Below are 23,478 nucleotides of genomic sequence, written 5' to 3' on the forward strand. Positions count from 1 at the left end.
TTCCTTTATTTCTGCATCACATAACTGCCAGGAGCTAAAGGCAGCGCGTTATCGATGGCAGGCGGGGAAATCCGCTTTGGGGTATCTTGCCGCACCAGCCAATCATGTAAAGCGTGCCACCAGGAATCTTCTCGCTTTTCTGCTTTATTTAACCAGCGAGAAGGACTTAAATAAGCGTCACCCTTTTTGCGTTCATGAATACGATAATAACATCCGGGACGACCTGGTTCGCTGACAACCCCTGCATTATGCCCACCACTGGTCAAAATAAAGGTGGTATCACCATTAGCCATCAGATGAATTTTATATACCGATTGCCAAGGCGCCACGTGGTCTTTTTCAGTACCTACCGCAAAAATGGGCAATTGAATGTTTTCAGCAGCAACCGGCTCGCCTTCCACGGTGAAGCGTCCTTCAGCAAAATCATTGTTTAAGAAGAGCTTTTCAAGGTATTCACTATGCATTTTGTAAGGCATACGGGTGGCATCTGCGTTCCACGCGAGCAAATCAATGGTGCCGCGGCGCACCCCGTGCATGTAATCCTGAATCATTTTAGACCAAATCAAATCATAGGCACGCAACATCTGAAAGGAGCCCGCCATTTGTTTGGTATCAAGATAGCCTTGCTCCCACATCATGTTCTTGAGAAAAGCAACTTCACTGTCGGTGACAAAAAGCATCAATTCCCCCGCTTCGGTGAAATCGCCTTGCGCAGCAAGTAACGTGAGACTGTTAAGACGATTATCCCCATCGCGTGCCATTGCAGCTGCCGTAATCATTGCCAATGTGCCACCTAAACAGTAGCCCATCAGATTGATTTTTGTTTGCGGCAACAAAGCAGAAACCGCATTCATGGCCGCCATTGCCCCTTGTCGGTAATAATCATCCATCCCTAAATCACGATCGTCGCCATTGGGGTTACGCCATGAAATAATAAACACGGTGTGCCCCTGACCAACAAGCCATTTAACCAGTGAATTATTGGGGGATAAATCCAAAATATAATATTTCATAATCCATGCTGGAATTATTAACACCGGCTCTTTAAATACCGTTTTGGTTTGTGGCTCATATTGAATGAGTTCAATTAAATGATTCTGAAAGACCACACGTCCTGGAGTAATCGCTACACCCTTACCGGGTATAAACTCTTCCGCGCCAGCAGGTGGTGCACCGATTAGCCTATCGAGCATGTCCTGAATCGCTAGTTCAGTGCCATGAATCAAATTAAATCCATTGGAATGAATCGTTTCGTAGAACAAATCAGGGTTAGTCCAGGCAAAATTAGAGGGAGAACATGCATCAAGGAATTGGCGTGCCCAAAAAGAAACAGTGCGTTCAACCGATTTAGGCAATCCTGGAACCTGGGTTGTGGCACGTCGCCACCAATCTTCAACTTGCAGAAATTGCTCGGCAAACAACCGCCAGGGCATGGCTTGCCAGCTTTCTTTATGAAAGCGAACGTCTTTACCCCCTGCAGCACGGTCCACGCAGAGCACATTATTAATGCAATCATGCGCATGCAAAGCTGGATAAAGTGCTAACTCCAATAAGAGTCCGGGTGACTGTTCCAATTGCACTAGCCAAGAAAAGAAGGCAATCCTCAGAGCTGCTGGGCTCATTCCTGCTGTTGCCTTACCCAGATTTGCCTGAAAAAATTGAGTGAGAAAGCTAAAAAAATGAGCGATTTCATCTGAATTGCTAACCGAGCAACACGGCATAGAGGCATTTGATGACGTCAGTTCCTTCTGCGAAGTTGGTGTCTCTTCATTGGAGCAGCATTTTTTCCTTGGTTCATTCATGTCGTATATCCGTCCTTGGTATAATTATGAATCAGGGTTGTAGTCTTGGGTGGCTCAATTGGCTCCAGCGATTTGCTTCTAATTTCTGCTCACTAAAACAAAAAACGTTTTCGCAAATTCAATGAATCCATTAGAATCATAGCATAATCATGATGCAATAAATTCTTCTGGGCCCTTCTCCTTAGTATTTATATTTAATTTATGTCGTAAATTTACGTAACGCAATATGGCGACTCGCAGATTTACGAGTTATAACGAATTAAAAAAATAAGGCTGTTGATTTGACTTAGAGCCTTTGTGATTGCCTCCATTTATTGTCCAGTAATTAAAGTAGCGTAGCGCTGAAGTTGTAATGATTTGTATTTTATGTGAACCTAAAAATCCCCTCTAAAGCAAATGATTGTTGATTGTGACTTGTTGTAATATCGTTTTTATTCAGAAAAGAACTGACGTTAGAAAAATCACGTCGAGTTTCTGCACGAAACTCAAGATTTTTAATAGGAAAATAGCTCAATGTTACAGTGAGCTCATCCCAAGTTTGAGCGACTCCCGTGCGATAACCATTTCTATCAGAAAAAATTTCTCCACGTAAGGAGGTTCGCCATTTCTGATTCAATTGATAATTCATATATCCAGCAATGCCTTGCCAGACTGCTTCTGCTATAGTGCCATTTGGAAGCGCGGCTTTCGTTTGTAGCGCACCATCATAGTTAATTACAAAACTTAACTGTTCCGTGATTGTGAGCGTGGCAATTAAATCAATCAGAGAGCGCTGCCCTGTAGGACCGCTTGATGTCCTTTCAGCAACACGCTGTTGACCCGAATAAGCATAAGCTGCTAAAGAAAACTTGGGGTTAAACGTATATGAGGCGCCCAATTCAATAGTTTTCTGACGGCTGGTATCACGAATATTGTCCCAGCCATTATTGATACCGCCTACCAAGGTGAGTTGATTGTTTGGAATATAGGAAACTCTAAATCCCGTCACGGTAAAAGGTTCTGCATAACCCCAAAGAATAGAGCGAGAAAAATTGGTATCATTATAAGAAAAGAGATTTTCAGCACCGGCTAATTCAATAAAACTTCCTCCCATGAAAGTCAAAGAACCGCTTGCATACTGCATATAAGCTTGTGGCATTGCAAAGGAACGAATATTCCAACCATAGGGTGCAAAAATATTGGGATCACTTCCTGCTACAGGCGTCATTAAACCGCCAAACCCTTGTTGCGGTTGATACGCCAAGGTAATACCCGCTTGTTGGAGTGTTAATCCATTCGGGTTGATGTCAAAGACGCGATCATAGGTGCCACTAGCAAACTTATTGCTGTTTTGAAGATAATTATAGGAACCATCAACATAACCCGAGAATTTGAAGTCAGATGGAGGTTTCGCTGTCGAAGGAGCGTGTTGCATCTTGGCTAAGGCTATTCCGGGTACTAAAAAAATAAATAGGATCAAAACCATTCGCTGATGCATAGTGAATCATCCTAGTTATGAAACACCAGGACCATTTGTTGGGAAGTGTTCTGGATATTCATCACTTACTCACCGGACTCCTTTATTTCAGTTATTTTTGATTCTTGCCACACTAAAAAAACAGCCGGTATCACAATAAGCGTGAGTAGGGTCGCGGTAATCATGCCACCGACCATAGGTGCAGCAATACGGCGCATGACTTCAGAACCCGTGCCACCGCCAATCATAATGGGCAACAAACCACCAATAATAGCGAGTACCGTCATCATCTTAGGCCTTAGACGAAGCAGTGCCCCTTCAATCACGGCACTTCGCACATTGGCTTTGGTGAGCGCACGTCCCTCTTGCTGGGCCAGTTGTTGCTGCTTTAGAAGTGCTTGGTCAAGATAAATGAGCATAATCACCCCTGTTTCAGCAGAAACACCGGCCAAAGCAATAAATCCCACGCCAACCGCAATCGATAAATAATAGCCGAGTAAATAAATAAACCATACTCCACCCACGAGCGCTAAAGGTAAGGTGCCAAGAATAATGAATACTTCCGAAAAACGATGGAAATTCAAATAAAGTAAGACAATAATAATCAGCAGCGTCAGCGGGATGACAATCATAAGCCGTGCTTCAGCACGTTCCATATACTGGTATTGTCCTGACCATAATAAAGAATACCCAGGAGGCAATGAGATGTTCTGTTTCACTGCCTGTTGGGCTGCTTTCGTATACGAGCCGAGATCGCGTCCTGCGATATCGACATAAACCCAACCTGCGGGACGCGTATTCTCCGTTTTAATCATATCCGGGCCATCGGTCACCGATAAGGTCGCAACGGCCTCTAAAGGAATATGGGCACCAGTAGGAGTCACAATAGGTAATTGGCGCAATTGCGCCACTGAATCACGCACAAACTGTGGGTAGCGCAAGTTCACCGGATAGCGTTCAAGCCCTTCGACAGTCTGCGTGATGTTCATGCCGCCCACCGCATTTTCAATCATCTCTTGCACACCGCGGATGTTTAAGGCATAACGAGAGGCTTTGAGTCGGTCAATGTCCACATTCACGTAGCGCGCACTCACTACTCGTTCTGCAAACACCGATGCAGTACCTGGCAAAGGCTTTAGTACTTGTTCAATTTTCTCTCCTATCTCTTGAATGACTTTTAAATCAGGACCAATAATTTTAATTCCCAAAGGCGTTTTAATGCCGGTCGCTAACATATCAATCCGATTTCGAATGGGCATGACCCAAACATTGGTCACACCGGGTATTTGTACGTGTTGATCCAACTCGTCTCTAATTTTTTCAAAGGTCATGCCAGGCCGCCATTCACTTTGTGGTTTAAATTGAATGGTGGTCTCAATCATCGACATAGATGCCGGATCGGTTGCTGTTTCTGCATGACCAATTTTCCCAAACGCTGATTTGACTTCGGGAACGGTAAGAATTAATTTATCGATCTGCTGGATTAATTGCTGCGCTTTACCCACTGAAATCGCTGGGAATGTCGTTGGCATATAGAGCAGATCGCCTTCGTTTAAAGGCGGCATAAATTCAGAGCCTAAGCGGGTGACTGGCCAAAAACCAATGAGTACAAGGACAAAGGCAATTGCTAAAATCGTCTTGGGCGCTTTAAGCACCGCATGAATAACCGGTTGATAAACCGCTTGCAAGGCACGATTTAAGGGATTTTCTGTTTCCGGTCGAATACGACCGCGAATCAGATAGCCCATCAGCACCGGAACTAAAGTAATCGACAAGGCTGCCGCACAGGCCATGGCATAGGTTTTGGTAAAGGCTAAGGGTGAAAAGAGACGACCTTCTTCGGCTTGTAAGGTAAATATAGGCAGAAAACTAAACATGATAATCAGCAAAGAAAAAAAGAGCGAGGGCCCAACTTGCAAGGTGGCTTCTTGAATAATTTGCCAACGATTTTCTTTGGTCACTACAGTCTGCTCAAAATGCTTATGCACATTTTCAATCATAACAATGGCAGCATCGACCATCACCCCAATAGCAATAGCAATGCCCCCTAAAGACATGATGTTTGCCGTAATGCCTTGCCAATACATAATGATAAAGGAAGCCAAGATACCGATTGGCAAGGTAATTACAATGACTAAAGCAGAACGCAAATGAAATAAAAAAGCAAAACAAATCAAGGATACTAAGACGAATTCCTCAATCAATTTATCATTCAGGGTATTCACTGCGCGTTGAATCAGGCTTGAGCGATCATAGGTTTCAACAATGTTCACACCCGGTGGCAGACTGTCCTTTAACTCCGCCAATTTTGCTTTAACCTCTTGAATGGTTTTCATAGCATTTTCACCAAACCGCATGATGATGACGCCACCCACTACTTCGCCTTTGCCATTGAGCTCTGCAATACCGCGACGATTTTCAGGACCCAGCCGCATGCTTGCCACATCGGATAAGAGGATGGGCGTTCCTTGCTTCGAAACACCTAAGGGAATGTTTTCAAAATCAGTAGTTTTTTTGAGATAGCCGCGAGCACGTATCATATAATCGGCTTCACCCATTTCAATGGTTGAGCCTCCTGCCTCTTGGTTGGCATCTCGAATGGCTGCAATCACTTGGGATAGGGTTAAATCAAAAGCACGTAATTTGCTGGGATCAAGAATCACTTCATAACGGCGCACCATCCCGCCAATCCGTGCCACTTCAGAGACGCCTGGTACTTTCTGTAACTGAAACTTTAAATACCAATCTTGCAGGGTTGTTAACTGGGATAAATCGTGCTTGCCTGTCGTATCCACCAAGGCGTATTCATAAACCCACCCCACCCCTGTGGCATCCGGTCCTAATGCGGTACTTGCATTCGGTGGTAACCGATTGGCAACCTGGCTTAAGTACTCCAGAACTCGGGAACGCGCCCAATACAGATCGGTCCCGTCTTTGAAAATCAAATAAATATACGAATCATCAAAGGCAGACTGGCCTCGCACCGTCACCGCCCCGGGGACTGCAATCATCTTGGTGGTCAAAGGATAGGTGACTTGGTCTTCAACAATTTGCGGGGCTTGACCAGGATAGAATGATTTAATAATTACTTGTACATCCGATAAATCAGGAATGGCATCCAACGGTGTTTGTTTCAGGATATAAAGTCCTGAAAGAATTAATAAAAGGGTTGCCAGCAGGATAAAAGGCCGATTCTGGATGGACCAGCGAATAATAGCCGCAATCATGGGTTATGACTCCCTGCATGGATATTAGTGTACATTCATTTTCCCTTTTTTGCTTTGCTTGTCATTCATACGCTGCAAACTTGCTTTTAAACTGGCCTCCGAATCAATCAAAAACTCTCCTGAGCTCACCACATCGTCTCCTTTTTTTAATCCCGATAAAATCTCTATTCGGTCACCTGATTCAATGCCGGTGACTACGGGTTGAACTTGGAAGCGACCTTTGCCTAAAGAAATAATTACCCGAGCTCCCTCACCCGTTTGAATGATGGCCTCTTTGGGAATGCTTAATACCTGTTCCAAGGGTGTCAGGGACAAGGTCACCAGGGCATACATGTTGGGTTTTAAGTGATTGTCCGGATTGTCAAAGCGTAAGCGCACTTTAAGGGTACGTGTTTTTAGATTGAGCTGAGGGTAAACATAGTCAATCCTACCCTTCCAAGCTTTGCCAGGAAAAGCAGGAAATTGCGCTTCGGCCAATTGCCCTACTTTAAGCCATGAGGCTTGTTGCTCAAACACCTCCACAATAATCCAGATGGTTGATAAATCAATGATACTCATCATTTTCATTTCAGGCGTTATCCGCATGCCTTCGCGAACATTTAAGGTAGCCACAATGCCATTTTGCGGGCTATAGATATCCACAAGCTGACTTGCTTTGCGCGTTTTTTTTAACTGTTGAATTTGTGTTTCGGCCATGCCCAGGGAAATTAATTTTTGCTGCGAGGCATCAATCAGGGTCGACTCCTTGGTTTCAAGCGCAATTAAATATTCTTCTTCGGCATTGACCAGGGTTCGTGAATAAAGCTGCATGAGTAATTGGCCTTTTGTCACAGGAGCTTCCGTTGTTTTGACCACAAGGTTTCGAATCCAACCATCGACATAAGCATTAATGTTACTAATGAGATTTTCGTTTGAGGTCACATAACCCACGGTGTCGATTTTTCGGGCAAGCGTTCCTTTTCTGACAGGTGCGGTGCGTACCCCAAGATTATCCACAATCTCAGGGGCTATGCGTACGGTTATTTTGCCATTGGTTGTAGCTCCTTCATTATCGGAATAAACGGGGACCAGTTTCATCCCCATGGAAGAGAGGCCTGGTTTATTGTAGCGAATCATAGGATTCATGGGATCAATCCAATAAACTGGCTTTCCCTTTTCATTGGTTGCGCTTTCTTGGCCAGCAGATTTTTCAGTAGAGAAAGCACATTTTTTTACTAAAAAAATGACTGCCAGTAACACAATAAGGAGTGCGACTATTTTCAGCTTCATCCTGTTTTTCCTTCTAGGTAAAGTAGTGTTACCCGTGTTTTAAGCTGCTCAATTTCAACATTTAATTGCTCCAACTGGATATTGAGCTCTCCGCTGTAGGCACGCAACACCGTATTCATGTCCGTTGTGGCACTTTGGTACGCCAGCAAGGCTGCTTTGGCATTTTGCTTGACTTCTGGCATCAGCTTTTGCGTAAATACTGCATCGCGTCGTACGAGCTGCTCCCAGGCAGCATATGAACTGATGAGCATTTCCATTAAATCGCGAAAGTGGGCATTTCTGTCCAAGAATGCCGATTCTAAATGAAGAAATTGTTCCCTTAGACGTGGTGTTTGGCGATGCTTGGGGAAAATGGGTAAATCAACGGTAACTTGCGCGGTCAACATGTTGGAACGGGGCGTCCCATCGGGCATGCGGCCTTGTCTGACGCCATAATTGACATCAAAAACCACTCCAGGCTTAAATTGCTCTTTTGCTAAAGCCACTGCTTCGCGATTGGCCTGAATGGAACCTAAATCCGCTTTTAATAAAGGATGACTTTTTATGTTAGTTTTCAATGTATTTAATGATGGGAGGTGGGGTAACTTAGGTAACGTAGCGGCCAGTGGACGTCTTGCCTCTTCTTGCCCTATCCAACGCCCGAGTTTTGCACGCACTTGTTCTATTTGCTGGGTGATTTGAACTTGTTGTTCGTCTAATTGGGATAGTTCTACTTCCACCTGCAGTACGTCCGATTGGGTGGCTATAGCTTGCGCATATTGCGACTTGGCGACTTTAAGTAAATACACAAACAAACGACGATTCGCCTGAACAATATGAGCTGCTTGCTGCCAATAGTACAATTCAAGCCAGGCCTCATGTGCTGTACGAACTAGAGCCAGCTTTTGTTCTTGAAATCGCGCGCGATAGACCCCCGCTTCTGCTTTAGTCCTTCGTGACTTGATAGCTAAAGAATGTCCTGGTGGAAGTCGTTGCTCTAATCCACCCATGATCATCGTCATTTCATCTTGTGTAAAGCTGAAGTTGTTGGTAGGCACGTTAATAGTCCCTGCCATCAGTTTCGGATCGGGTAATTGGCGATCAGCAATGGCTTTCTGCTCCAAAGCTTCCGCCTCAGTACACAAACGTTTCAGTTCAGGAGAAAATAAAATGGCAAGCCGGCCTGCTTCGGAAAAAGAAAGGGGCGTTGACAAAGTAGTGGCGTACGTATTTAAATAAAATACAGAAAAAAGGACTACGGTGATGCCACCTAGCCTTTTCTTCAATGTAATGATTGATTGAACACATAACCCCATGAAGCAAATATCCCTATCACTTATGAACCATTTTAGTGTCGCTTGAGTTACCCGAATTTCCAAATTGGGATGGTGTTTTTATGGCGTGTCCACAAGCAGCATAAAACATTTAAATGTGCGTTTGAGTATATCATTGTAAAGCAAGGTACGTAAAATTGATTGTTTATTTAGTGCCAATAAGCGCTTCCGCACTCAACATAATAATCTGAATTTCTTCCGTAATTTCTTCTTGACGCAGCAAATTAAGATATTCTTTTAATGAGTTCTTTTTACTTTCCAAACGATCTAACGAGCTATTCAAATGAAAGAGCCTTTGATGATTTTCTGCAAAAAACGATTGATAAAAAACCGAATAACACATGGAAAATAAGTAATGATCCACAAATTCAGCTAAAAATTGCTCATGGGCTAAATTGAGCAGAGGAGGAATAGAACCATGATTTGCATCGTTGGCGCAAAATTCTTTGAAGGGTTGCATGGTTTTTGCTTGAATTTGATTGTGTTCTTCCTCATTGAACAGAATGTCCCACTGCCAGGAATGCAAGGCAATATGTCTTTGGGAGGACACTTTCTCTAAAGTTTGTAACAGGTTTAAAATCACGGCTGGAATTTCTTCAATCGCATTGGGTCCATCGATTGTGGCCATGACTCGAGTATCATCCGCCATTTTTAAGGCAAGTTTACGCCCGACCACTATGAGTGCCGGGTTAAATTCAGCATCGCGCTCTTTTAAAGTATCTAACTGATGCATCACATTATCATTAAAACTGCCGCAAAAGCCTCTTTCTGAGCCGATGAGAATATAAATCGCAGGATGAGCTTCTTGTTGATTCGTGGGAAAAATAGGATAAAAGCTTAAAAAATCACGGCTTACTTCACGAAGCGTTTGCATGACTTGTTCCTGCATGGCAAGAAACTTAGTAATTTTATTCATTTCAATGAAACATAGATTTTTCATGGCGGTCATGATGTCACCAATTTCTTCTAAGGTATGAAGGTGCTCTTTTAGTTTAGTTCGTTTCGTCATAAAATCTTCCGTGAGTTAAAGGACAGGTTAAGCCTTAGCCATTTAACCAGCTTTTTACCGCATTCTTCCATTGTTCTCGTGAGCTTCCTAAAGTCAAGTCGGTCTTTTTTAGTTCTTGTTCTATTTTTTTAAGCACTTGAGGAATCTCATCTACAGTCAATGGGTCCAATAAACCGTCGTTGTAGGCAATAAGCCAGGCTTGCTGAAACTCAATAGGCAGCGGTGATAGCCTGTCTTGCTTCAATATTTCTCTTAAAAGTCGTCCCTTTTGAATCTGCTTTTGCATTTTGGCATCCAGTCGTGCACCAAAGCGGGTAAAAATTTCCAAATCAAGAAATTGCATGTAATCCAGTTTCATTCTCCCGGCTTCTTTTTTAATTTGCGGATGCTGGGCTTTACCACCAACGCGTGAGACCGATTTGGTGATATCAATGGCCGGAAGAAAACCTGAAGAAAAGAGTTTTTCATCAAAAAAGATTTGCCCATCGGTGATGGAGATGAGATTGGTCGGAATATACGTTGCAATTTCCCCTTCTTTGGTTTCAATAATCGGCAACGTGGTCATGCTGCCGCCGCCCATTTCGGCAGCCAAGCAGGTGGAGCGTTCTAACAAACGTGAATGAAGATAAAAAATATCCGCAGGAAAGGCTTCGCGTCCAGGGGGTCTGCGCAGTAAAAGGGAAAGCTCTCGATAGCTGTTCGCATGCGCACTCAAATCATCATAAACTACCAGCGTATCTAAACCCTTGTTCATCCAGTGTTCGGCAATGGCACAGCCCGCGAATGGGGCAAGATAGAGAAGTCCTGGTAATGCCGTTGCCTGGGCCACCACAATGGTTGTGTAGTCTAGGGCATTGGCATCTTTTAATAATTGAATGGTATTGCTTACGGTCGAGCGCTTTTGGCCAATCAATACATAAACACAACGTACATTTTGATTTTTTTGGTTAATGACCACATCAATGGCCAGCGAGCTTTTGCCAAGCCCATTATCCCCGATAATTAACTCCCGCTGCCCTTTACCCATGGGAATTAAATTATCAATAATTTTATTCCCCGTATAAAAGGGACGTTTCACAAAATCGCGATGGATGATGGGCGGAGACAACATATCCAGTAAGCCCTGTTCCTCACATTGAGGAACCTCTCCGCCATCTAACGGATTGCCTAAAGGGTCAATCACTCGCCCAAGAAGTTTATCGCCTACAGGGAGACTCAAGGCACGCTTCAAATGAAACATGGCGGTGCCTGCTTTTAGCTTTTTCGTTTGCACCAACATAATCGCGCCCACCAAATCTTCCATGAGATGAAAAACCATCGCGATACAACAACCATCTACTGAAATTAAAATTTCATCGATGGCGGCAGTAGGTAGTCCCTTAATCCAAATAATGCCATCGCCTACCGAAACAACCTGTCCTTGCTCTGAGACTCTGATTTGAAATTGATAATCCTCAATACGCTGCCGCGTTTTATCAATCAACGAAGGACGATTAGACAAGTCCATTTTTGCTCTCCGTAAAGAATTTGAGTTCATCGCGAAGATTGGCCTGCAAAACCACTGAACCCATTTGAATGGTTAAACCCGCAAGCAGAGCCGGATTTTCAGTAAAACGTGCGCTAAGTTTTTGAGGCACTAAATGTTCCATGGCTTGTATGAGATGCTGCCGTTGCTGTTCCTTGATGGGAAAGGCACTTTGGATGCACACACTGTCTTCTTCAGAGACAGCACTCATCGATTGCCATTGTTTGATTGGGAAAGAAGCGAGGTCCTCAATGGTTTTTGCAATGATTTTCTCTTCAAGACGGGCATCAGCAAAGTCGATGACGAGTTTTGCGGCAAATTTACCCGCCAAAAGCAAGGCTTCTCGTTCCTTTTTTTCAATGAGTGCGGCGAATTGTTGCCTCTCATGCGCAAAAACCTGCTCTTTTTCTTCACGTAATTGGTGTTCAAAACGAAGCTTTTCTTCTGATTGCCACTGCTCCAGCTCTTCTTGCAAGCTACTTTGCAGTGTTGCTTTCTCTTGTTGCCAATCGGTGAGACGATGTTCATAGTTTATTTGTAACTGGGTCGCTTCATTGTGCAGGGTTTGAGCCGTTGTTAATTGTTCTTGCACCGTTTTTTTTCGCTCTGCAATGGTTTTTTGGATGGGTGCGTAAAGAAAATGCTTTAAAATCCAAATCAGGACTAGAAAATTAATGACTTCTAATGAAAACGTTGACCAAGACAGTTCCATTTATTTTATCCCTGCTGAGTAACAAAATAAGACAATAATGGATTTCTAAAGAGAATAATCAATACAATCACCAAACAATAAATGGCTAACGATTCAATCATGGCCAAACCAATAAATAAAGTTCTGGTGATGGATTTTTCAGCCTCCGGTTGTCGTGCCAAAGCATCCAGTGCCTGACTAATCGCACGCCCCATAGCGAGCGCCGGACCTATGGTTCCGATGGCAATCGCGAGTGCTGCTATAACGGTTGATGCTAAACTAAACCAACTGATACCATTCATAACGATTCTCCTTGCTTCTTCAGCTCGTGTGATTGAATTCCCCCAGCAATATAAATTAAAGCGAGCATCCCAAAAATATACGCTTGGATAATGGCCTCAATAATATGCAACATGAGGATGGGGATAGGGGCTAAAAATCCGGCAATCATAAGTACAATCAATGCGGTTAATTGCAAGCTCATCACATTACCGAATAAGCGTACTGCCAAGGCCAACGTTCGAGAGACCTCGCTGATTAAATGAAACGGCAACAAAAAAGGCGTGGGTTTAAGATAATGCTTTAAATAATCGCGTAGCCCTTCGGCACGAATGCCGAACCAATGCACTGATAAAAAAGTCAAAATCGCAAGGGAGGCCGTCACCGATAAATCAGCAGTCGGGGCATAAAATCCCGGAATCACCCCAATTAAGTTGGATATAAGGATAAAAATCCACAAGGTGGCCACAAAAGAAAAGACCAAATCTACATGGGCAGGCAGTACTTCTTTAATTGCATCATGCATGGTGCTCAAAATTCCTTCTAAAATAACCTGGCAAGTACCGGGTTGAAGAGATGGTTTTCGCGTTGAAACCCAGGCAAAAAGAAATAAAGCCAGCATAATAAGCCAGGTAGTCAATAGGCTTTGGCTGATGTTGAGCCACCCTAGTGAAAATGCAAAGCGCGCTAAAAATCCTTCTGAGCCCACCGCTATTCCTTAATCATAAGATACACATTAACTGCACCAACAATCACACCGACAAGGATTAAATTGATGGTCCAACTGATGGAAAACCCTTTTATTTTTTCATCGAGCCAAACCCCAAGATAGGCTCCAGCAATAATCGGTAATACAAAAACAAAGCCTAAGGTCCCTAAATAAACCGTTTGGGCTAATAAAGTGGATTTACTTTTTTTTGCCTGGTTCATTTTGTGAACACTTCGTTTCACCTGTTGTTCCAGTTCCTTCTTTGAATCTTTAAATGCCATAGCCATTCTGCCGTTTTAATTCCCATAAACGTTTTAACATTGCCTCATCCAAACGATGCAAGCTGTCTTTAATGCTCAAAAGATTTTCTTCTTCAAACTGTAATTCTTTCTCGAGCGCACTGTGTATGGCTTGATACTCTTTATGGCGCACATAATGGCGTGTCACAATGTAGAGTTGATTTTTATTAAAATAAACCACCGCGCCGGGTACAGCTAAATAGTCCGTTTCGTTATGTTCATCACGAAACCAAGCCAAACCAAATTTTAAGCAGGTCATCATGCGGGCATGATTGGCTAAAATCCCAAACTGCCCCGAAGCATCCTCACCCACAAAACTAACCACCGTATCGATTTGTTCATATTGGGTTGCACTTTGAAGATGAATTGTAAACGGCTCCATTTCAGTTATGAGCACCCTTATTCATAGCCCCCTTCATGTAACACTCCTCTTCTGAAAATGCATCGTAATCGCCTTTGATGAACGCTTCGCAATCAGTTAAGGTTTGCTCTAATGCAACCGATTGCCCTTCAATACCGGTTTGTTGTTTGGTTACATGAAAAGGTTGCGTCAGGTAGCGTTGCAATTTGCGCGCTCTTAACACAATATTGCGGTCTTGAGATGAAAGCTCTTCAATTCCCATCATGGAAATGATGTCTTCAAGTTCTTGATAACGTGCCAAATGTTCGCGTACGGCTTGCGCAATTGCATAATGGCGCTCGCCTAAAATCATTTTATCCATAAATTTACTTTTGGAAGCAAGTGCATCGATGGCAGGATAAATGCCTTTACCTGCTTGTGCGCGTGAGAGCACCACAATCGAATCCAAATGGGTCACGATGCCGGTCACAGCGGGGTCACTCATGTCATCGGCCGGAACATAAACGGCTTGCACGGAAGTAACAGCACCTTTCGGGGTTGAGGTAATCCGTTCTTCGAGTTCGGCAATCTCCGTCATTAAGGTCGGTTGATAGCCGACACTCGCCGACATTCTGCCTAAAAGTCCTGAAATTTCACTGCCTGCTTGCACAAAACGATAAACATTATCAATGAGAAAAAGCACTTCATGAGATAGCGTATCGCGAAGATATTCAGCATACGTTAATGCCGCTAATCCCGTGCGAAAGCGTACACCGGGTGACTCATCCATTTGCCCAAATATCATTAAGGTCTTATCCATGACACCTGCGGCTTGCATTTCGTGCCACAATTCATGACCTTCACGAATCCGCTCGCCAACCCCTGCAAAAACAGACGTTCCTTGGTGCAATTGAATGATGGCATGCATCAATTCCATCAGCAGGATGGTTTTTCCAACCCCGGCACCACCAAACAACCCTGTTTTACTACCCCTAACGAAAGGACAAAGTAAATCGATAACCTTAATTCCCGTCTCAAGAATACCTTCCTGGGTCGTTGTCATGTCAATTGAGGTGGGCTTGTTGAGAATGTCACGATATTCCTTAGTTTCTAAGGGCAAAGCCCCATCCAAAGGTTCGCCAAAAATATTTAAGAGTCGCCCAAGACAATTAGGAGAAACCGGAATCTGCAACGGGGTGCCTTGATCATAAACAGCTAATCCCCGTTGTAGTCCTGTGGCACGATGTAAGGTAATGGCCCTGGCATGATGTTGGTCCAGATGCTGACACACCTCAAGTACATAACTGTCCGTATCAGTGTAGGTTTTGAGCGACTGATATAATGGGGGTAACACATCACAAAATATTTTTACAACAGGTCCATTGACTTCGACAATAGTGCCTACGGGGTTTTCATTGTCTTTGGCAACTGCAGTATTATCCATAATTTTTCACTTTAGTTCGTGTCGCACCATGTTAAACATCAAACCTTTTCCCTAATGCAATTCCATGAAACAAAAAATACTTTACATAAGAGACTTTAAAAATAATTACTTTTGAAGACGATGGCTTAGATTTAAAAAGCCATCTCTAGTGGCCCCCACCTCCATGCCCACCGTGTCCTCCATGCCCTCCACTGGTGCCACCATAACCTTCTTCGGTTGTCGCAGAATTTTGTTGGGTTTTGTGGCATGCGCTAAGTAGCGCAGATAGGCTGGCTAACATAACGAAAAGAAGTACAACCATCCTTGTATTTTTCATTAATGACTCCAAATTATAGAAAATGCAGTACATCTAGCGATGCTTTTAAAACTCTATCATATATTTGAGACTTATCCCAACTGTTTAAAACACCCGTATTGATACTGATACGACCTTAGAACGCGGATAACACGATGTAAATGAAGAACTCTTGCTTTTTTAATACCAGTTTTTGTACCGCTTTTCCAAATGATCCAGCTTATAATGGTGCATCATCCAATTCCCGGATTATTCGCAGCAAATATATCCTGTTGTTTGTCCGGGGTTTGTTTTTAATGACAGCACAAGTGCTCTGTAGATGGCTTGTTAGTGTTTTTTGATTCTTTGATTATGAATTAATATCCCTTTGAGAGGATTATCCCTGTTTGAAAAGCTGTTTGGAATGTTTAACGCCCGCCGGTCCCGCCAGGTCTTTTATTATGAACATTAAGATCATGAATATTAGGATTTTTAGTTTCTGAACAAGAGTTTGCCAATAGCGTAGCTCCAAAGAGACAACAAACTGCAATAACTGCTTTGAATAATTTAATCATGATCATTAGCTTCCATGTTAATAATCTTTAATGAACAGACTTCAAATTAACCAGTACTCTCATTAAATTTATAAGTAAAAAAATGATTTAACTTAGTATAGCTCAAAAAGATTTACTAAGCATGATACTGTCAAGTTGAGTTATTATCAAATCTATCTGTGTATGGCATTAGGCCTTCTTTTATACCAAGTCTAGTACCGCCATAATTCGATGTAAGTCAAACACCTTCATCAACCCCACTCTCGATATCAATCCCAGTAGCTTCCACATGACCGTGCAAAATGCATGCGGTTAGCCATGGAGCGACGATTATTTATTTTTGTAAAAATACTCTTCCTGGTCCACAATAGAAACTATTGAATCATTCAAAGCCGGGTGAAGCATGGATAAGCATGATACCGAAGTCCCAGATCAAATCTGGCATGATCTTTTTTCTTACCCAATAGATTATTGGCAACGCTCTGTTTTGTTTTTTGATACTTTGCGTGAACGGGCCAACAACATGATGGAACATGAAAAACAAGGATTACGGCCGCTGTTAAATTTTAAATATGAATTAGTCATGGATGGGAGAACACTGGACCCCAAAACCAATTATGCGTTAATTAAAATCCTCGAAGTAGGTGACGTGTGTTTTGAAAAATGTTTCGATCCTACTTTGTCGCCAGTGATTATCGTTGATCCCAGAGCAGGTCATGGGCCAGGTATTGGCGGCTTCAAACGTGACTCGGAAGTGGGCATTGCCATGCACAGTGGCCATGCCGTGTATTTCGTTATTTTTTATCCTGAGCCCATTCCTCACCAAAAGCTCGCCGATGTCTTGACCACCCTGCGCCATTTTGTCGAAAAAGTGCAAGCCTTGCATGAAGATAAATCCCCTATTCTTTATGGTAATTGTCAAGCAGGTTGGATGCTTGCTTTATTAGCCTCAGATTGTGTGGGCTCGGTTGGTTTGACGGTCATGAATGGTTCCCCTGTTTCTTATTGGGCAAACAATGAAGAAGAAGCTAATCCCATGCAACTCTTAGGTGGACTCTTAGGAGGCGTATGGAGTGCGCGCTTTCTCTCTGATTTAAAGGATGGAACCTTTGATGGGGCCTGGTTGGTTTCCAATTTCGAGACTTTAAATCCGACCACAGCAATCTGGGATAAGTATTATAGTTTATTTGATCAAATGGATGTAGAGCAGGAGCGATTTTTAGAATTTGAGCGCTGGTGGAATGGTTTTTATCAATTTAGCCAAGAAGAAATTACAGCCACCGTGAACAATCTGTTTGTTGGCGATCAATTGGAGCGTGGCGAAATGCTGATTCATCCAGGATGTGTTTACGACTTAAAACGCATTCAAAGCCCCATTGTTGTCTTTGCTTCTCAAGGCGATCAAATCACGCCACCACGACAGGCCTTACATTGGATAAGAACGATTTACCCCTCAACTCAAGCCTTGAAGAAAGCAAAACAGCGCATTGTTTACCTCCTTCATCCATCAGTTGGGCATTTAGGGATTTTTGTATCCGCCAAAGTCGTGCGCCTGCACCATCGCGCCATCTTAGAACACGGTACTGCTATTGAACAATTAAAGCCTGGACTCTATGAAATGGTGATTGTGAATCCAACGGGCGACCCGGATTGCAGCAAAGAGCAATATCATGTGCGTTTTGAGGAACGTGATATTACCGAGCTGTGCACGAGTAGTCCAACAGAGCCTTTTGAAAAGGTTCGGCAAGTGTCTGAAGCCAATGATTTGCTGTATCAGTCGGTGATGCAACCCCTTGTGCGAAGCACCAGCAATCCCTTTTTATCCTGGTGGCTTGAGAAAACCCATCCCATGCGATTAAGTCGCTACGTTTTTTCTGAAAAAATAAATCCACTCATGAAGCCTATAGAATTATTGGGGCAATCCATTAAAGCAAATCGCCAAATAATCCCAGAGAGCAATTATTTTAAAAAAATAGAACATGAAATGGCTGAAACGATAAGGGATTCGTTGGAATCGGCCAGAACAATGCGTAATGAGTTCATGATTAGCTTATTTGACACGCTGTATAAGGACCACGATTAACCTATAGAAAGTTAATTAATTGAGCGTATCACATCAAATTCATCATCTAAATCATGATTATTGTCTCGATGAATGGCTTCACGTGGATTCGCTTCATCAAGATAAACGTCATCTCTCTTTGTTTTTTCTTCACGTTCATTCTGTTTCAAAGAATCCCTCACCTGAGTATTCATCACCATTCCTTTTACTGATTCTCTGATTAAATTGGCAACGATTGTGGACTTTATGCACTATTCATTAAAGAAAAATGAAAAAGGGATGCATCAGAAAAAGCAAAACCAGGGTGAGCGTCTCATTGCCTCACCCGTAGGCCTCTAATTCTATTTTTAAATACATCCAATGCTCTTTAATCTTAATAGAGAATTTATTCCCCTTTCATCATCGAGCATCCCATCATTCCATTGTCTATCATCATTTTTTGCCTATCCATCATCATTTGCATCATCGTTTGCATCATCTTCATGCGTTTTCCCATCATTTCCGGATTGGTTGCCGTCTCACCACCCATCTTTTGCATGATGTCCATGCCATGTTGTATCTCTGGCATTTGAGTTTTCAGTAATGCTTTCTTTTCTTCTGGTGTCTTAGCATTCATCAGTTGATCGTGCATCTCCTGCAATTTTTTCATTTCTTCTTGCATTTGTTGCATTGGCGCGGATTGCTGATCGTTATTTTGCATCGTATTGCCAGACGTAGTATTCATCATATCGTCCTCTGCATAGAGGGTTGGAGTCACCACGCTCAAAGTAGTCAAGATAATGAGTGCATTAAGTTTCAACATACAACCTCCTTGTTATTTTAGAAAGTAACCATACGTTACGTTCGAAAGTATATACCATTTTTCAAGGCATTGGTTCATTCAGATTAGGCAAAAACATAGCAATTATAAAAATTCAGAGTTATATTATACTGATGTATGACTTCTCTTCGGGTATCACTCAAGACAATGATTAGGCCAGGAAGATAAATCGATGATAACGATCCTCTGAACTCCCCTGCAAGCAATCAGGTTACGAGTAATGAGATGATGCCCAATGATGGAGCGCGACGGATATTATAAAATGAAACGGATGCCAAACGAAAAGGGTTTGCCCACATCGATGTCTCGAGGTGAAGAACGTGGTGTACTTGAGTCAAATCGATTGCACAAGCCCTTGCATAGCCCAAGTACATTCGGTTGTCGGATAACAATGAAGATCACGTCATTCATGATGGTGATGCTCGTGGGGATAACGCCCTCATCGCCTGTATTCGCCCAAATGTCACCAGCAGAACACGCAGCACACCATCAGGGCAGTAATAATAACACCACGTCCACATTACCTCCCATTTCAACAACTCCGACTCCAACAAACGCAACGACGCAACCCTCAGAGCATGCAGCGCATCATAAAGGTGGTGCTGGCGGAAATATGATGGCTCCGTCTTCCGCCAAGCCAGGGCCTGCTGGCTGTTGTGGGGAGATGGCAACTGGCGGAAAGCCCTTTTATGCTTCGCTGATGGATTTTCCAGAACTCACTGATGAAGCGCGCAAATACATCAGAAATGAGGCCGTAGCCCGTCTCGGTTTAGGCGTGCAAATCATCACCGCAATACAAACTGAGCTTCATCGTGCCTTATCAACCAATGATCCTGCGGCCGCGCAAACTGCTCTAAAACAAGTGCGCGAGGGCCTATCATTTGCTGCCAGTGGGGCCAGTGCGCTACAGGCCTTAAATGAAACGCAACCACCACCTCAAATCGCGCTCACTTGGTTTAAGCGTGAAATGAATATTGAGGATAACACGGGTAATGAGATGAACGGCGGTTTTCGTGATCTCTCTTGGCTTCATTGGATAGTTATGCTCCTCTTAGTGGCTGCGCTGATGATGGCCCTTCTCGTTCAGCGGGCACGACATCGTCGGATTAACTCCCTGATTCAACGCCTAACACCTGGCAGTGAACCAGTAAAGCCTAGTACGAGTAACAGTCCTAAACCACCTGAGTTGGAAGCATCTCCTCCAAAAACAGAGCCCCCTGCGCCCATACGGTGGTCAGGTATCTTACGCACCACGGCAATCTTCGATGAGACCCCAAACGTTAAAACCTTCCGGCTGATGGAGCCCAATCTTGGCCAAATACCGTTTACATTTTTGCCCGGACAGTACGCCGCCATTACTTCAGTCATTAATGGCCAAAAAATACGTCGCTGCTATACCATCTCTTCATCACCAACGCAACACGATTATATAGAGCTTACCGTGAAACGGGAGCAGTATGGGGTGGAATCGCGCCATCTTCACGATCACATCAACACAGGTGATTTGCTCGAGGTCTCTGCACCGGCCGGTGAGTTTTTCTTCACCGGCAAAGAAGCCAACGGCATCGTGCTCATCGCCGGAGGGGTGGGCATCACGCCCATGATGAGTGTTTTGCGCTATCTTACCGATCGCTCCTATCCCAAGGACATTCATCTGCTCTATGCTGTGAACACACCCTCTGATATCATCTTTCGTGAAGAATGCACCCATATTGCACGTCACCACCCGAATGTCAGTGTAGATGTGATTGTGCAAACCACCGATGGCGCTGACTGGACAGGTCCAGTGGGCTTCATCACGCCCGATTTTATCGAAAAGGCGATTCCAGACATCGTCCATCACCGGATCCATCTTTGCGGCCCCGTGCCGATGATGGATGCAGTCAAAGCAGCCCTTCTGCAACTTAAAATTCCATCTGAACAAGTGAAGACAGAGCACTTCGCACCACCAAAAGGGGGTCCTGTATTTACTACTGAGCCACCTATTTTTTCCTCTACCGCAAAAACACCAGAAGCACCAACGGACGTCTCACCGATGATGCCCCCTTCAGCGCATGCAACCATCAATTTTTCAAAGTCAAACAAATCAGGCCCACTCGCGCCCAATCAGTCGGTGCTTGAGGCGGCTGAGGCGATCGGTGTCTTTATCGATTCTGAATGCCGAACTGGCATTTGCGGGCGATGTAAAGTGCACCTTTTAGAGGGCTCAGTGAACATGGAGGTGGACGATGCATTGTCCGCAGATGAAAAAGCGGCTGGCGTTATTCTTGCCTGCCAAGCGAAATCACCCAGCGATCTGGTAGTGGAGGCTTAATCATGGCTACCGAAGCTGAGAAAGTCATCGTAGGCGGTCTTTTAAGCGCATTAGCACTGATGGTTCCGGTGTTTCTTTTTCACGTAGCACCGCAGTTTCCGGGAAGTTTTACAGGGTTTCTATTCGGGTTTACTGCAACTGCATTATTCGTTTTACTCTTGCTTTATTCCCTCATCAAAAGGCAACCCTGGATTAGAGAGCGCTTGAAGGCATTTCTTCCGCTGAGTACTGTCCTATCGTTTCATGTTTATGCAGGGACGATTGGAGCCCTCCTTGGCCTTATTCATTCGGGACATAAATTCCAAAGCCCACTGGGTATTACGCTAATTGTTCTGATGCTCACGGTGGTTGCCACTGGATTTGTGGGACGATATTACCTAGCCCAGATTGGGCTTGAGTTAAGCGAGAAACAAAAGAAACTCACACTCTTGCGTGACCGTTATGATAGCCTCGTGCGGGCTGCAAGCAACTTAGAAAATCAAGCCGTCGTTGACCCATCTGGGCTCTCCTTGAGCCACTTAATTGGCGCACTCTCTGATCTCGAGTTTTCCATCACTGCCCAAGAACTGCTGAGGAAAGCGTTTGGACGTTGGCTTGTGGTACATATTGCCACCGCAATTACTCTTTATGCAGCGTTAGCCTTTCATATTTGGAGTTCAATCTATTATGGCTTACGGTGGCTGCAATGAAGTCTCTAGCCCTGGCAGGATTGCTTATTGTGGTCCTAATAATCATATTTACTACTGTTACCCCCTCTGGCCAATCCAATGGTGACAAGCTACCCCTGTGGGATGCCGCCGTTAATCCTGGTCCGCTTTCAGCAGCACATGCATTTCTAAGCAACAAATGCGAAAGCTGCCATGCCCCTAACCGAGGGATTGTGGCGGAGAAATGCATTACATGCCACGCTGCATCACCGGAATTGTTGATGAATCCAGTCACGTCATTCCATGCGCATCTAAAGGATTGTCGCGGCTGTCATGTTGAGCATCAAGGAAGCAAAATACGTCCTATCCATATGGAACACGGAAGTCTTGTGAACATTTCGCTCCGGTATGTATTGGAAACAGAAGATTCGGCGCAGACTGAGTCCCATCATCCTGTCCGATTAGACTGCCATTCTTGCCATGCCTTTCAGGATAAACACCAGGAATATTTCGGCAAAGACTGCGCTACCTGCCATTCAGAAAAAAGCTGGAAGATTCCCGGCTATTTACATCCAAGCCCAACATCCACTAATTGTTCCGAGTGCCATAAAGCGCCACCCAGTCATCGCATGGAGCACTTTGGGATGGTGGATCAGTCGGTTACTGGGGAAAAGGAGGCACGTATTGACCAATGTTATCGATGCCACCAAACAGACTCCTTTAATGATATCAAGGGTGTTGGCTGGTTTAAGATGCACTGAATTCGAGTATCTCGCCCCATTGATGGTTCGTTGTGTTTAAGAGACAATAGATGATTAGAAGGAAACGAGGAGGTATTACGCCTACAACCTCCATGATCAATAATAGAGAGATTGAACCATGATAGAAATCCTACCCAATTGGCATCCTATCTTTGTTCACTTTACCGTGGCTTTATTTACCACGGCTTTTGGTTTCTTGCTGCTCGCTTATCTGTCTACTTATTTACGAATCATTCCAGCGAAGCTGGCTTTAGAATTTGAAATTGTGGGGCGTTGGTGTTTATGGTGTGCGGCTTTAGTTACAGTATTTACTATCATAGCAGGTCTTTATGCTTATAATACAGTCAAACATGATGAAGCAGCACACATTGCAATGACGAACCATCGTAATTGGGCCTTATCGACTGCTTTTGCTATGTGGTTAGTTGCCTTTTGGTCAATATGGCGATACGCTAAGCAGAAAAAAATGACCTTCACTTTTCTAATAGCCATGCTTCTTGTGCAAGGCTTATTGCTTTCTACGGCAAGGCGTGGCGGCGAGCTTGTTTATCGTCATGGATTGGGTGTCATGTCGTTGCCCCAAGCAGAGGGAGAAAAGCAGCATCATCATGAGAGCGGTAACATCATAAAAACGATTGAGAACCCTCTTAATACCCCTTCCACAAAATAGAACGATACGCGCT

The 23,478-nt window shown here is 43.9% G+C and carries 22 protein-coding genes; 5 read left to right on the forward strand and 17 right to left on the reverse strand.

Features of this window, described 5'->3' with window-relative positions:
* Positions 1-5 precede the first annotated feature (5 nt).
* From LOX96_RS01995 to LOX96_RS02065, 15 genes are all read right to left on the reverse strand, one after another.
* On the reverse strand, positions 6-1,802 hold the full coding sequence (locus LOX96_RS01995) for a PHA/PHB synthase family protein (protein WP_250420757.1): 1,797 nt from the start codon (positions 1,800-1,802) through the stop codon (positions 6-8).
* Between the two features lie 364 nt (positions 1,803-2,166).
* The gene (locus LOX96_RS02000; RefSeq protein WP_250420756.1) at positions 2,167-3,279 is read right to left on the reverse strand and encodes an outer membrane beta-barrel protein; all 1,113 of its coding nucleotides are present in this window, start codon (positions 3,277-3,279) and stop codon (positions 2,167-2,169) included.
* Positions 3,280-3,344: 65 nt separating this feature from the next.
* The gene (locus LOX96_RS02005; protein ID WP_250420755.1) at positions 3,345-6,485 is read right to left on the reverse strand and encodes an efflux RND transporter permease subunit; all 3,141 of its coding nucleotides are present in this window, start codon (positions 6,483-6,485) and stop codon (positions 3,345-3,347) included.
* Between the two features lie 24 nt (positions 6,486-6,509).
* Complete coding sequence (locus tag LOX96_RS02010) at positions 6,510-7,754, reverse strand: efflux RND transporter periplasmic adaptor subunit (RefSeq protein ID WP_250420754.1); 1,245 nt, start codon at positions 7,752-7,754, stop codon at positions 6,510-6,512.
* Positions 7,751-9,049, reverse strand: a complete 1,299-nt coding sequence (locus tag LOX96_RS02015; RefSeq protein ID WP_250420753.1) for a TolC family protein — start codon at positions 9,047-9,049, stop codon at positions 7,751-7,753. Before LOX96_RS02015 ends, LOX96_RS02010 begins: the two co-directional genes overlap by 4 nt.
* A gap of 163 nt (positions 9,050-9,212) precedes the next feature.
* Positions 9,213-10,076 carry a F0F1 ATP synthase subunit gamma gene (locus tag LOX96_RS02020; RefSeq protein WP_250420752.1) on the reverse strand — a complete coding sequence of 288 codons (864 nt, stop codon included), beginning with the start codon at positions 10,074-10,076 and terminating at the stop codon, positions 9,213-9,215.
* Between the two features lie 34 nt (positions 10,077-10,110).
* A complete protein-coding gene (locus LOX96_RS02025; RefSeq protein WP_250420751.1) occupies positions 10,111-11,583 on the reverse strand; it encodes a F0F1 ATP synthase subunit alpha in 1,473 nt (490 codons plus the stop codon).
* Positions 11,570-12,313 carry a F0F1 ATP synthase subunit delta gene (locus tag LOX96_RS02030; RefSeq protein WP_250420750.1) on the reverse strand — a complete coding sequence of 248 codons (744 nt, stop codon included), beginning with the start codon at positions 12,311-12,313 and terminating at the stop codon, positions 11,570-11,572. Before LOX96_RS02030 ends, LOX96_RS02025 begins: the two co-directional genes overlap by 14 nt.
* Positions 12,314-12,318: 5 nt before the next feature.
* Positions 12,319-12,594 (reverse strand): F0F1 ATP synthase subunit C, encoded by a 276-nt coding sequence (locus LOX96_RS02035; RefSeq protein WP_250420748.1) that lies wholly within the window; start codon positions 12,592-12,594, stop codon positions 12,319-12,321.
* Positions 12,591-13,280, reverse strand: coding sequence for a F0F1 ATP synthase subunit A (locus LOX96_RS02040; RefSeq protein ID WP_250420747.1), 690 nt, complete (start codon positions 13,278-13,280; stop codon positions 12,591-12,593). The genes LOX96_RS02035 and LOX96_RS02040 overlap by 4 nt, the downstream gene beginning before the upstream one ends.
* A gap of 2 nt (positions 13,281-13,282) precedes the next feature.
* The gene (locus tag LOX96_RS02045; protein ID WP_250420746.1) at positions 13,283-13,561 is read right to left on the reverse strand and encodes an AtpZ/AtpI family protein; all 279 of its coding nucleotides are present in this window, start codon (positions 13,559-13,561) and stop codon (positions 13,283-13,285) included.
* Complete coding sequence (locus LOX96_RS02050) at positions 13,551-13,961, reverse strand: F0F1 ATP synthase subunit delta/epsilon (protein ID WP_250420745.1); 411 nt, start codon at positions 13,959-13,961, stop codon at positions 13,551-13,553. Before LOX96_RS02050 ends, LOX96_RS02045 begins: the two co-directional genes overlap by 11 nt.
* A 1-nt stretch (position 13,962) precedes the next feature.
* Positions 13,963-15,363 carry a F0F1 ATP synthase subunit beta gene (gene atpD / locus LOX96_RS02055; protein WP_250420744.1) on the reverse strand — a complete coding sequence of 467 codons (1,401 nt, stop codon included), beginning with the start codon at positions 15,361-15,363 and terminating at the stop codon, positions 13,963-13,965.
* A 145-nt stretch (positions 15,364-15,508) separates the two neighbouring features.
* Positions 15,509-15,679 carry a hypothetical protein gene (locus tag LOX96_RS02060; protein WP_157010454.1) on the reverse strand — a complete coding sequence of 57 codons (171 nt, stop codon included), beginning with the start codon at positions 15,677-15,679 and terminating at the stop codon, positions 15,509-15,511.
* Between the two features lie 386 nt (positions 15,680-16,065).
* Positions 16,066-16,218 carry a hypothetical protein gene (locus LOX96_RS02065; protein WP_250456341.1) on the reverse strand — a complete coding sequence of 51 codons (153 nt, stop codon included), beginning with the start codon at positions 16,216-16,218 and terminating at the stop codon, positions 16,066-16,068.
* Between the two features lie 376 nt (positions 16,219-16,594).
* Between LOX96_RS02065 and LOX96_RS02070 the strand changes: the two genes are divergently transcribed.
* Positions 16,595-18,274 (forward strand): DUF3141 domain-containing protein, encoded by a 1,680-nt coding sequence (locus LOX96_RS02070; RefSeq protein ID WP_250420742.1) that lies wholly within the window; start codon positions 16,595-16,597, stop codon positions 18,272-18,274.
* Positions 18,275-18,285: 11 nt separating this feature from the next.
* On the opposite strand, the gene LOX96_RS02075 is transcribed toward LOX96_RS02070, so the two are convergent.
* Both LOX96_RS02075 and LOX96_RS02080 read right to left on the reverse strand, forming a co-directional pair.
* Positions 18,286-18,447: a hypothetical protein gene (locus LOX96_RS02075; RefSeq protein ID WP_250420741.1), complete on the reverse strand. Its 162-nt coding sequence runs from the start codon at positions 18,445-18,447 to the stop codon at positions 18,286-18,288.
* Positions 18,448-18,638: 191 nt separating this feature from the next.
* Positions 18,639-19,055, reverse strand: coding sequence for a type IV secretion protein Dot (locus LOX96_RS02080; RefSeq protein ID WP_250420740.1), 417 nt, complete (start codon positions 19,053-19,055; stop codon positions 18,639-18,641).
* Positions 19,056-19,464: 409 nt separating this feature from the next.
* On the opposite strand from LOX96_RS02080, the gene LOX96_RS02085 reads away from it, so the two are divergent.
* The 4 genes from LOX96_RS02085 to LOX96_RS02100 all read left to right on the forward strand — a co-directional run bounded on the left by LOX96_RS02085 (position 19,465) and on the right by LOX96_RS02100 (position 23,465).
* Positions 19,465-21,387: a 2Fe-2S iron-sulfur cluster-binding protein gene (locus tag LOX96_RS02085; protein ID WP_250420739.1), complete on the forward strand. Its 1,923-nt coding sequence runs from the start codon at positions 19,465-19,467 to the stop codon at positions 21,385-21,387.
* A 2-nt stretch (positions 21,388-21,389) separates the two neighbouring features.
* Positions 21,390-22,076: an iron reductase gene (locus LOX96_RS02090; protein WP_250420737.1), complete on the forward strand. Its 687-nt coding sequence runs from the start codon at positions 21,390-21,392 to the stop codon at positions 22,074-22,076.
* Positions 22,073-22,795 carry a class III cytochrome C family protein gene (locus LOX96_RS02095; RefSeq protein WP_250420735.1) on the forward strand — a complete coding sequence of 241 codons (723 nt, stop codon included), beginning with the start codon at positions 22,073-22,075 and terminating at the stop codon, positions 22,793-22,795. Before LOX96_RS02090 ends, LOX96_RS02095 begins: the two co-directional genes overlap by 4 nt.
* 118 nt (positions 22,796-22,913) lie before the next feature.
* The gene (locus tag LOX96_RS02100; protein WP_250420733.1) at positions 22,914-23,465 is read left to right on the forward strand and encodes a DUF2231 domain-containing protein; all 552 of its coding nucleotides are present in this window, start codon (positions 22,914-22,916) and stop codon (positions 23,463-23,465) included.
* The last annotated feature ends 13 nt before the right edge of the window (positions 23,466-23,478 follow it).

The organism is Legionella maioricensis, assembly GCF_023618015.1.
Classification (GTDB): Bacteria; Pseudomonadota; Gammaproteobacteria; order Legionellales; family Legionellaceae; genus Legionella; species Legionella maioricensis.

Excerpts from the sequence above, each read along its gene's own strand:
- LOX96_RS02045 (WP_250420746.1), bottom strand. The coding sequence starts at position 13,561 with ATGGCATTTAAAGATTCAAAGAAGGAACTGGAACAACAGGTGAAACGA.
- LOX96_RS02060 (WP_157010454.1), bottom strand. The coding sequence starts at position 15,679 with ATGAAAAATACAAGGATGGTTGTACTTCTTTTCGTTATGTTAGCCAGC.
- LOX96_RS02065 (WP_250456341.1), bottom strand. The coding sequence starts at position 16,218 with ATGATCATGATTAAATTATTCAAAGCAGTTATTGCAGTTTGTTGTCTC.
- LOX96_RS02030 (WP_250420750.1), bottom strand. The coding sequence starts at position 12,313 with ATGGAACTGTCTTGGTCAACGTTTTCATTAGAAGTCATTAATTTTCTA.
- LOX96_RS02025 (WP_250420751.1), bottom strand. The coding sequence starts at position 11,583 with ATGGACTTGTCTAATCGTCCTTCGTTGATTGATAAAACGCGGCAGCGT.
- LOX96_RS02090 (WP_250420737.1), top strand. The coding sequence starts at position 21,390 with ATGGCTACCGAAGCTGAGAAAGTCATCGTAGGCGGTCTTTTAAGCGCA.
- LOX96_RS02020 (WP_250420752.1), bottom strand. The coding sequence starts at position 10,076 with ATGACGAAACGAACTAAACTAAAAGAGCACCTTCATACCTTAGAAGAA.
- LOX96_RS02100 (WP_250420733.1), top strand. The coding sequence starts at position 22,914 with ATGATAGAAATCCTACCCAATTGGCATCCTATCTTTGTTCACTTTACC.
- LOX96_RS02085 (WP_250420739.1), top strand. The coding sequence starts at position 19,465 with ATGAAGATCACGTCATTCATGATGGTGATGCTCGTGGGGATAACGCCC.
- atpD (WP_250420744.1), bottom strand. The coding sequence starts at position 15,363 with ATGGATAATACTGCAGTTGCCAAAGACAATGAAAACCCCGTAGGCACT.
- LOX96_RS02010 (WP_250420754.1), bottom strand. The coding sequence starts at position 7,754 with ATGAAGCTGAAAATAGTCGCACTCCTTATTGTGTTACTGGCAGTCATT.
- LOX96_RS02070 (WP_250420742.1), top strand. The coding sequence starts at position 16,595 with ATGGATAAGCATGATACCGAAGTCCCAGATCAAATCTGGCATGATCTT.
- LOX96_RS02005 (WP_250420755.1), bottom strand. The coding sequence starts at position 6,485 with ATGATTGCGGCTATTATTCGCTGGTCCATCCAGAATCGGCCTTTTATC.
- LOX96_RS01995 (WP_250420757.1), bottom strand. The coding sequence starts at position 1,802 with ATGAATGAACCAAGGAAAAAATGCTGCTCCAATGAAGAGACACCAACT.
- LOX96_RS02015 (WP_250420753.1), bottom strand. The coding sequence starts at position 9,049 with ATGGGGTTATGTGTTCAATCAATCATTACATTGAAGAAAAGGCTAGGT.
- LOX96_RS02000 (WP_250420756.1), bottom strand. The coding sequence starts at position 3,279 with ATGCATCAGCGAATGGTTTTGATCCTATTTATTTTTTTAGTACCCGGA.
- LOX96_RS02075 (WP_250420741.1), bottom strand. The coding sequence starts at position 18,447 with ATGAATACTCAGGTGAGGGATTCTTTGAAACAGAATGAACGTGAAGAA.
- LOX96_RS02050 (WP_250420745.1), bottom strand. The coding sequence starts at position 13,961 with ATGGAGCCGTTTACAATTCATCTTCAAAGTGCAACCCAATATGAACAA.
- LOX96_RS02035 (WP_250420748.1), bottom strand. The coding sequence starts at position 12,594 with ATGAATGGTATCAGTTGGTTTAGTTTAGCATCAACCGTTATAGCAGCA.
- LOX96_RS02095 (WP_250420735.1), top strand. The coding sequence starts at position 22,073 with ATGAAGTCTCTAGCCCTGGCAGGATTGCTTATTGTGGTCCTAATAATC.
- LOX96_RS02080 (WP_250420740.1), bottom strand. The coding sequence starts at position 19,055 with ATGTTGAAACTTAATGCACTCATTATCTTGACTACTTTGAGCGTGGTG.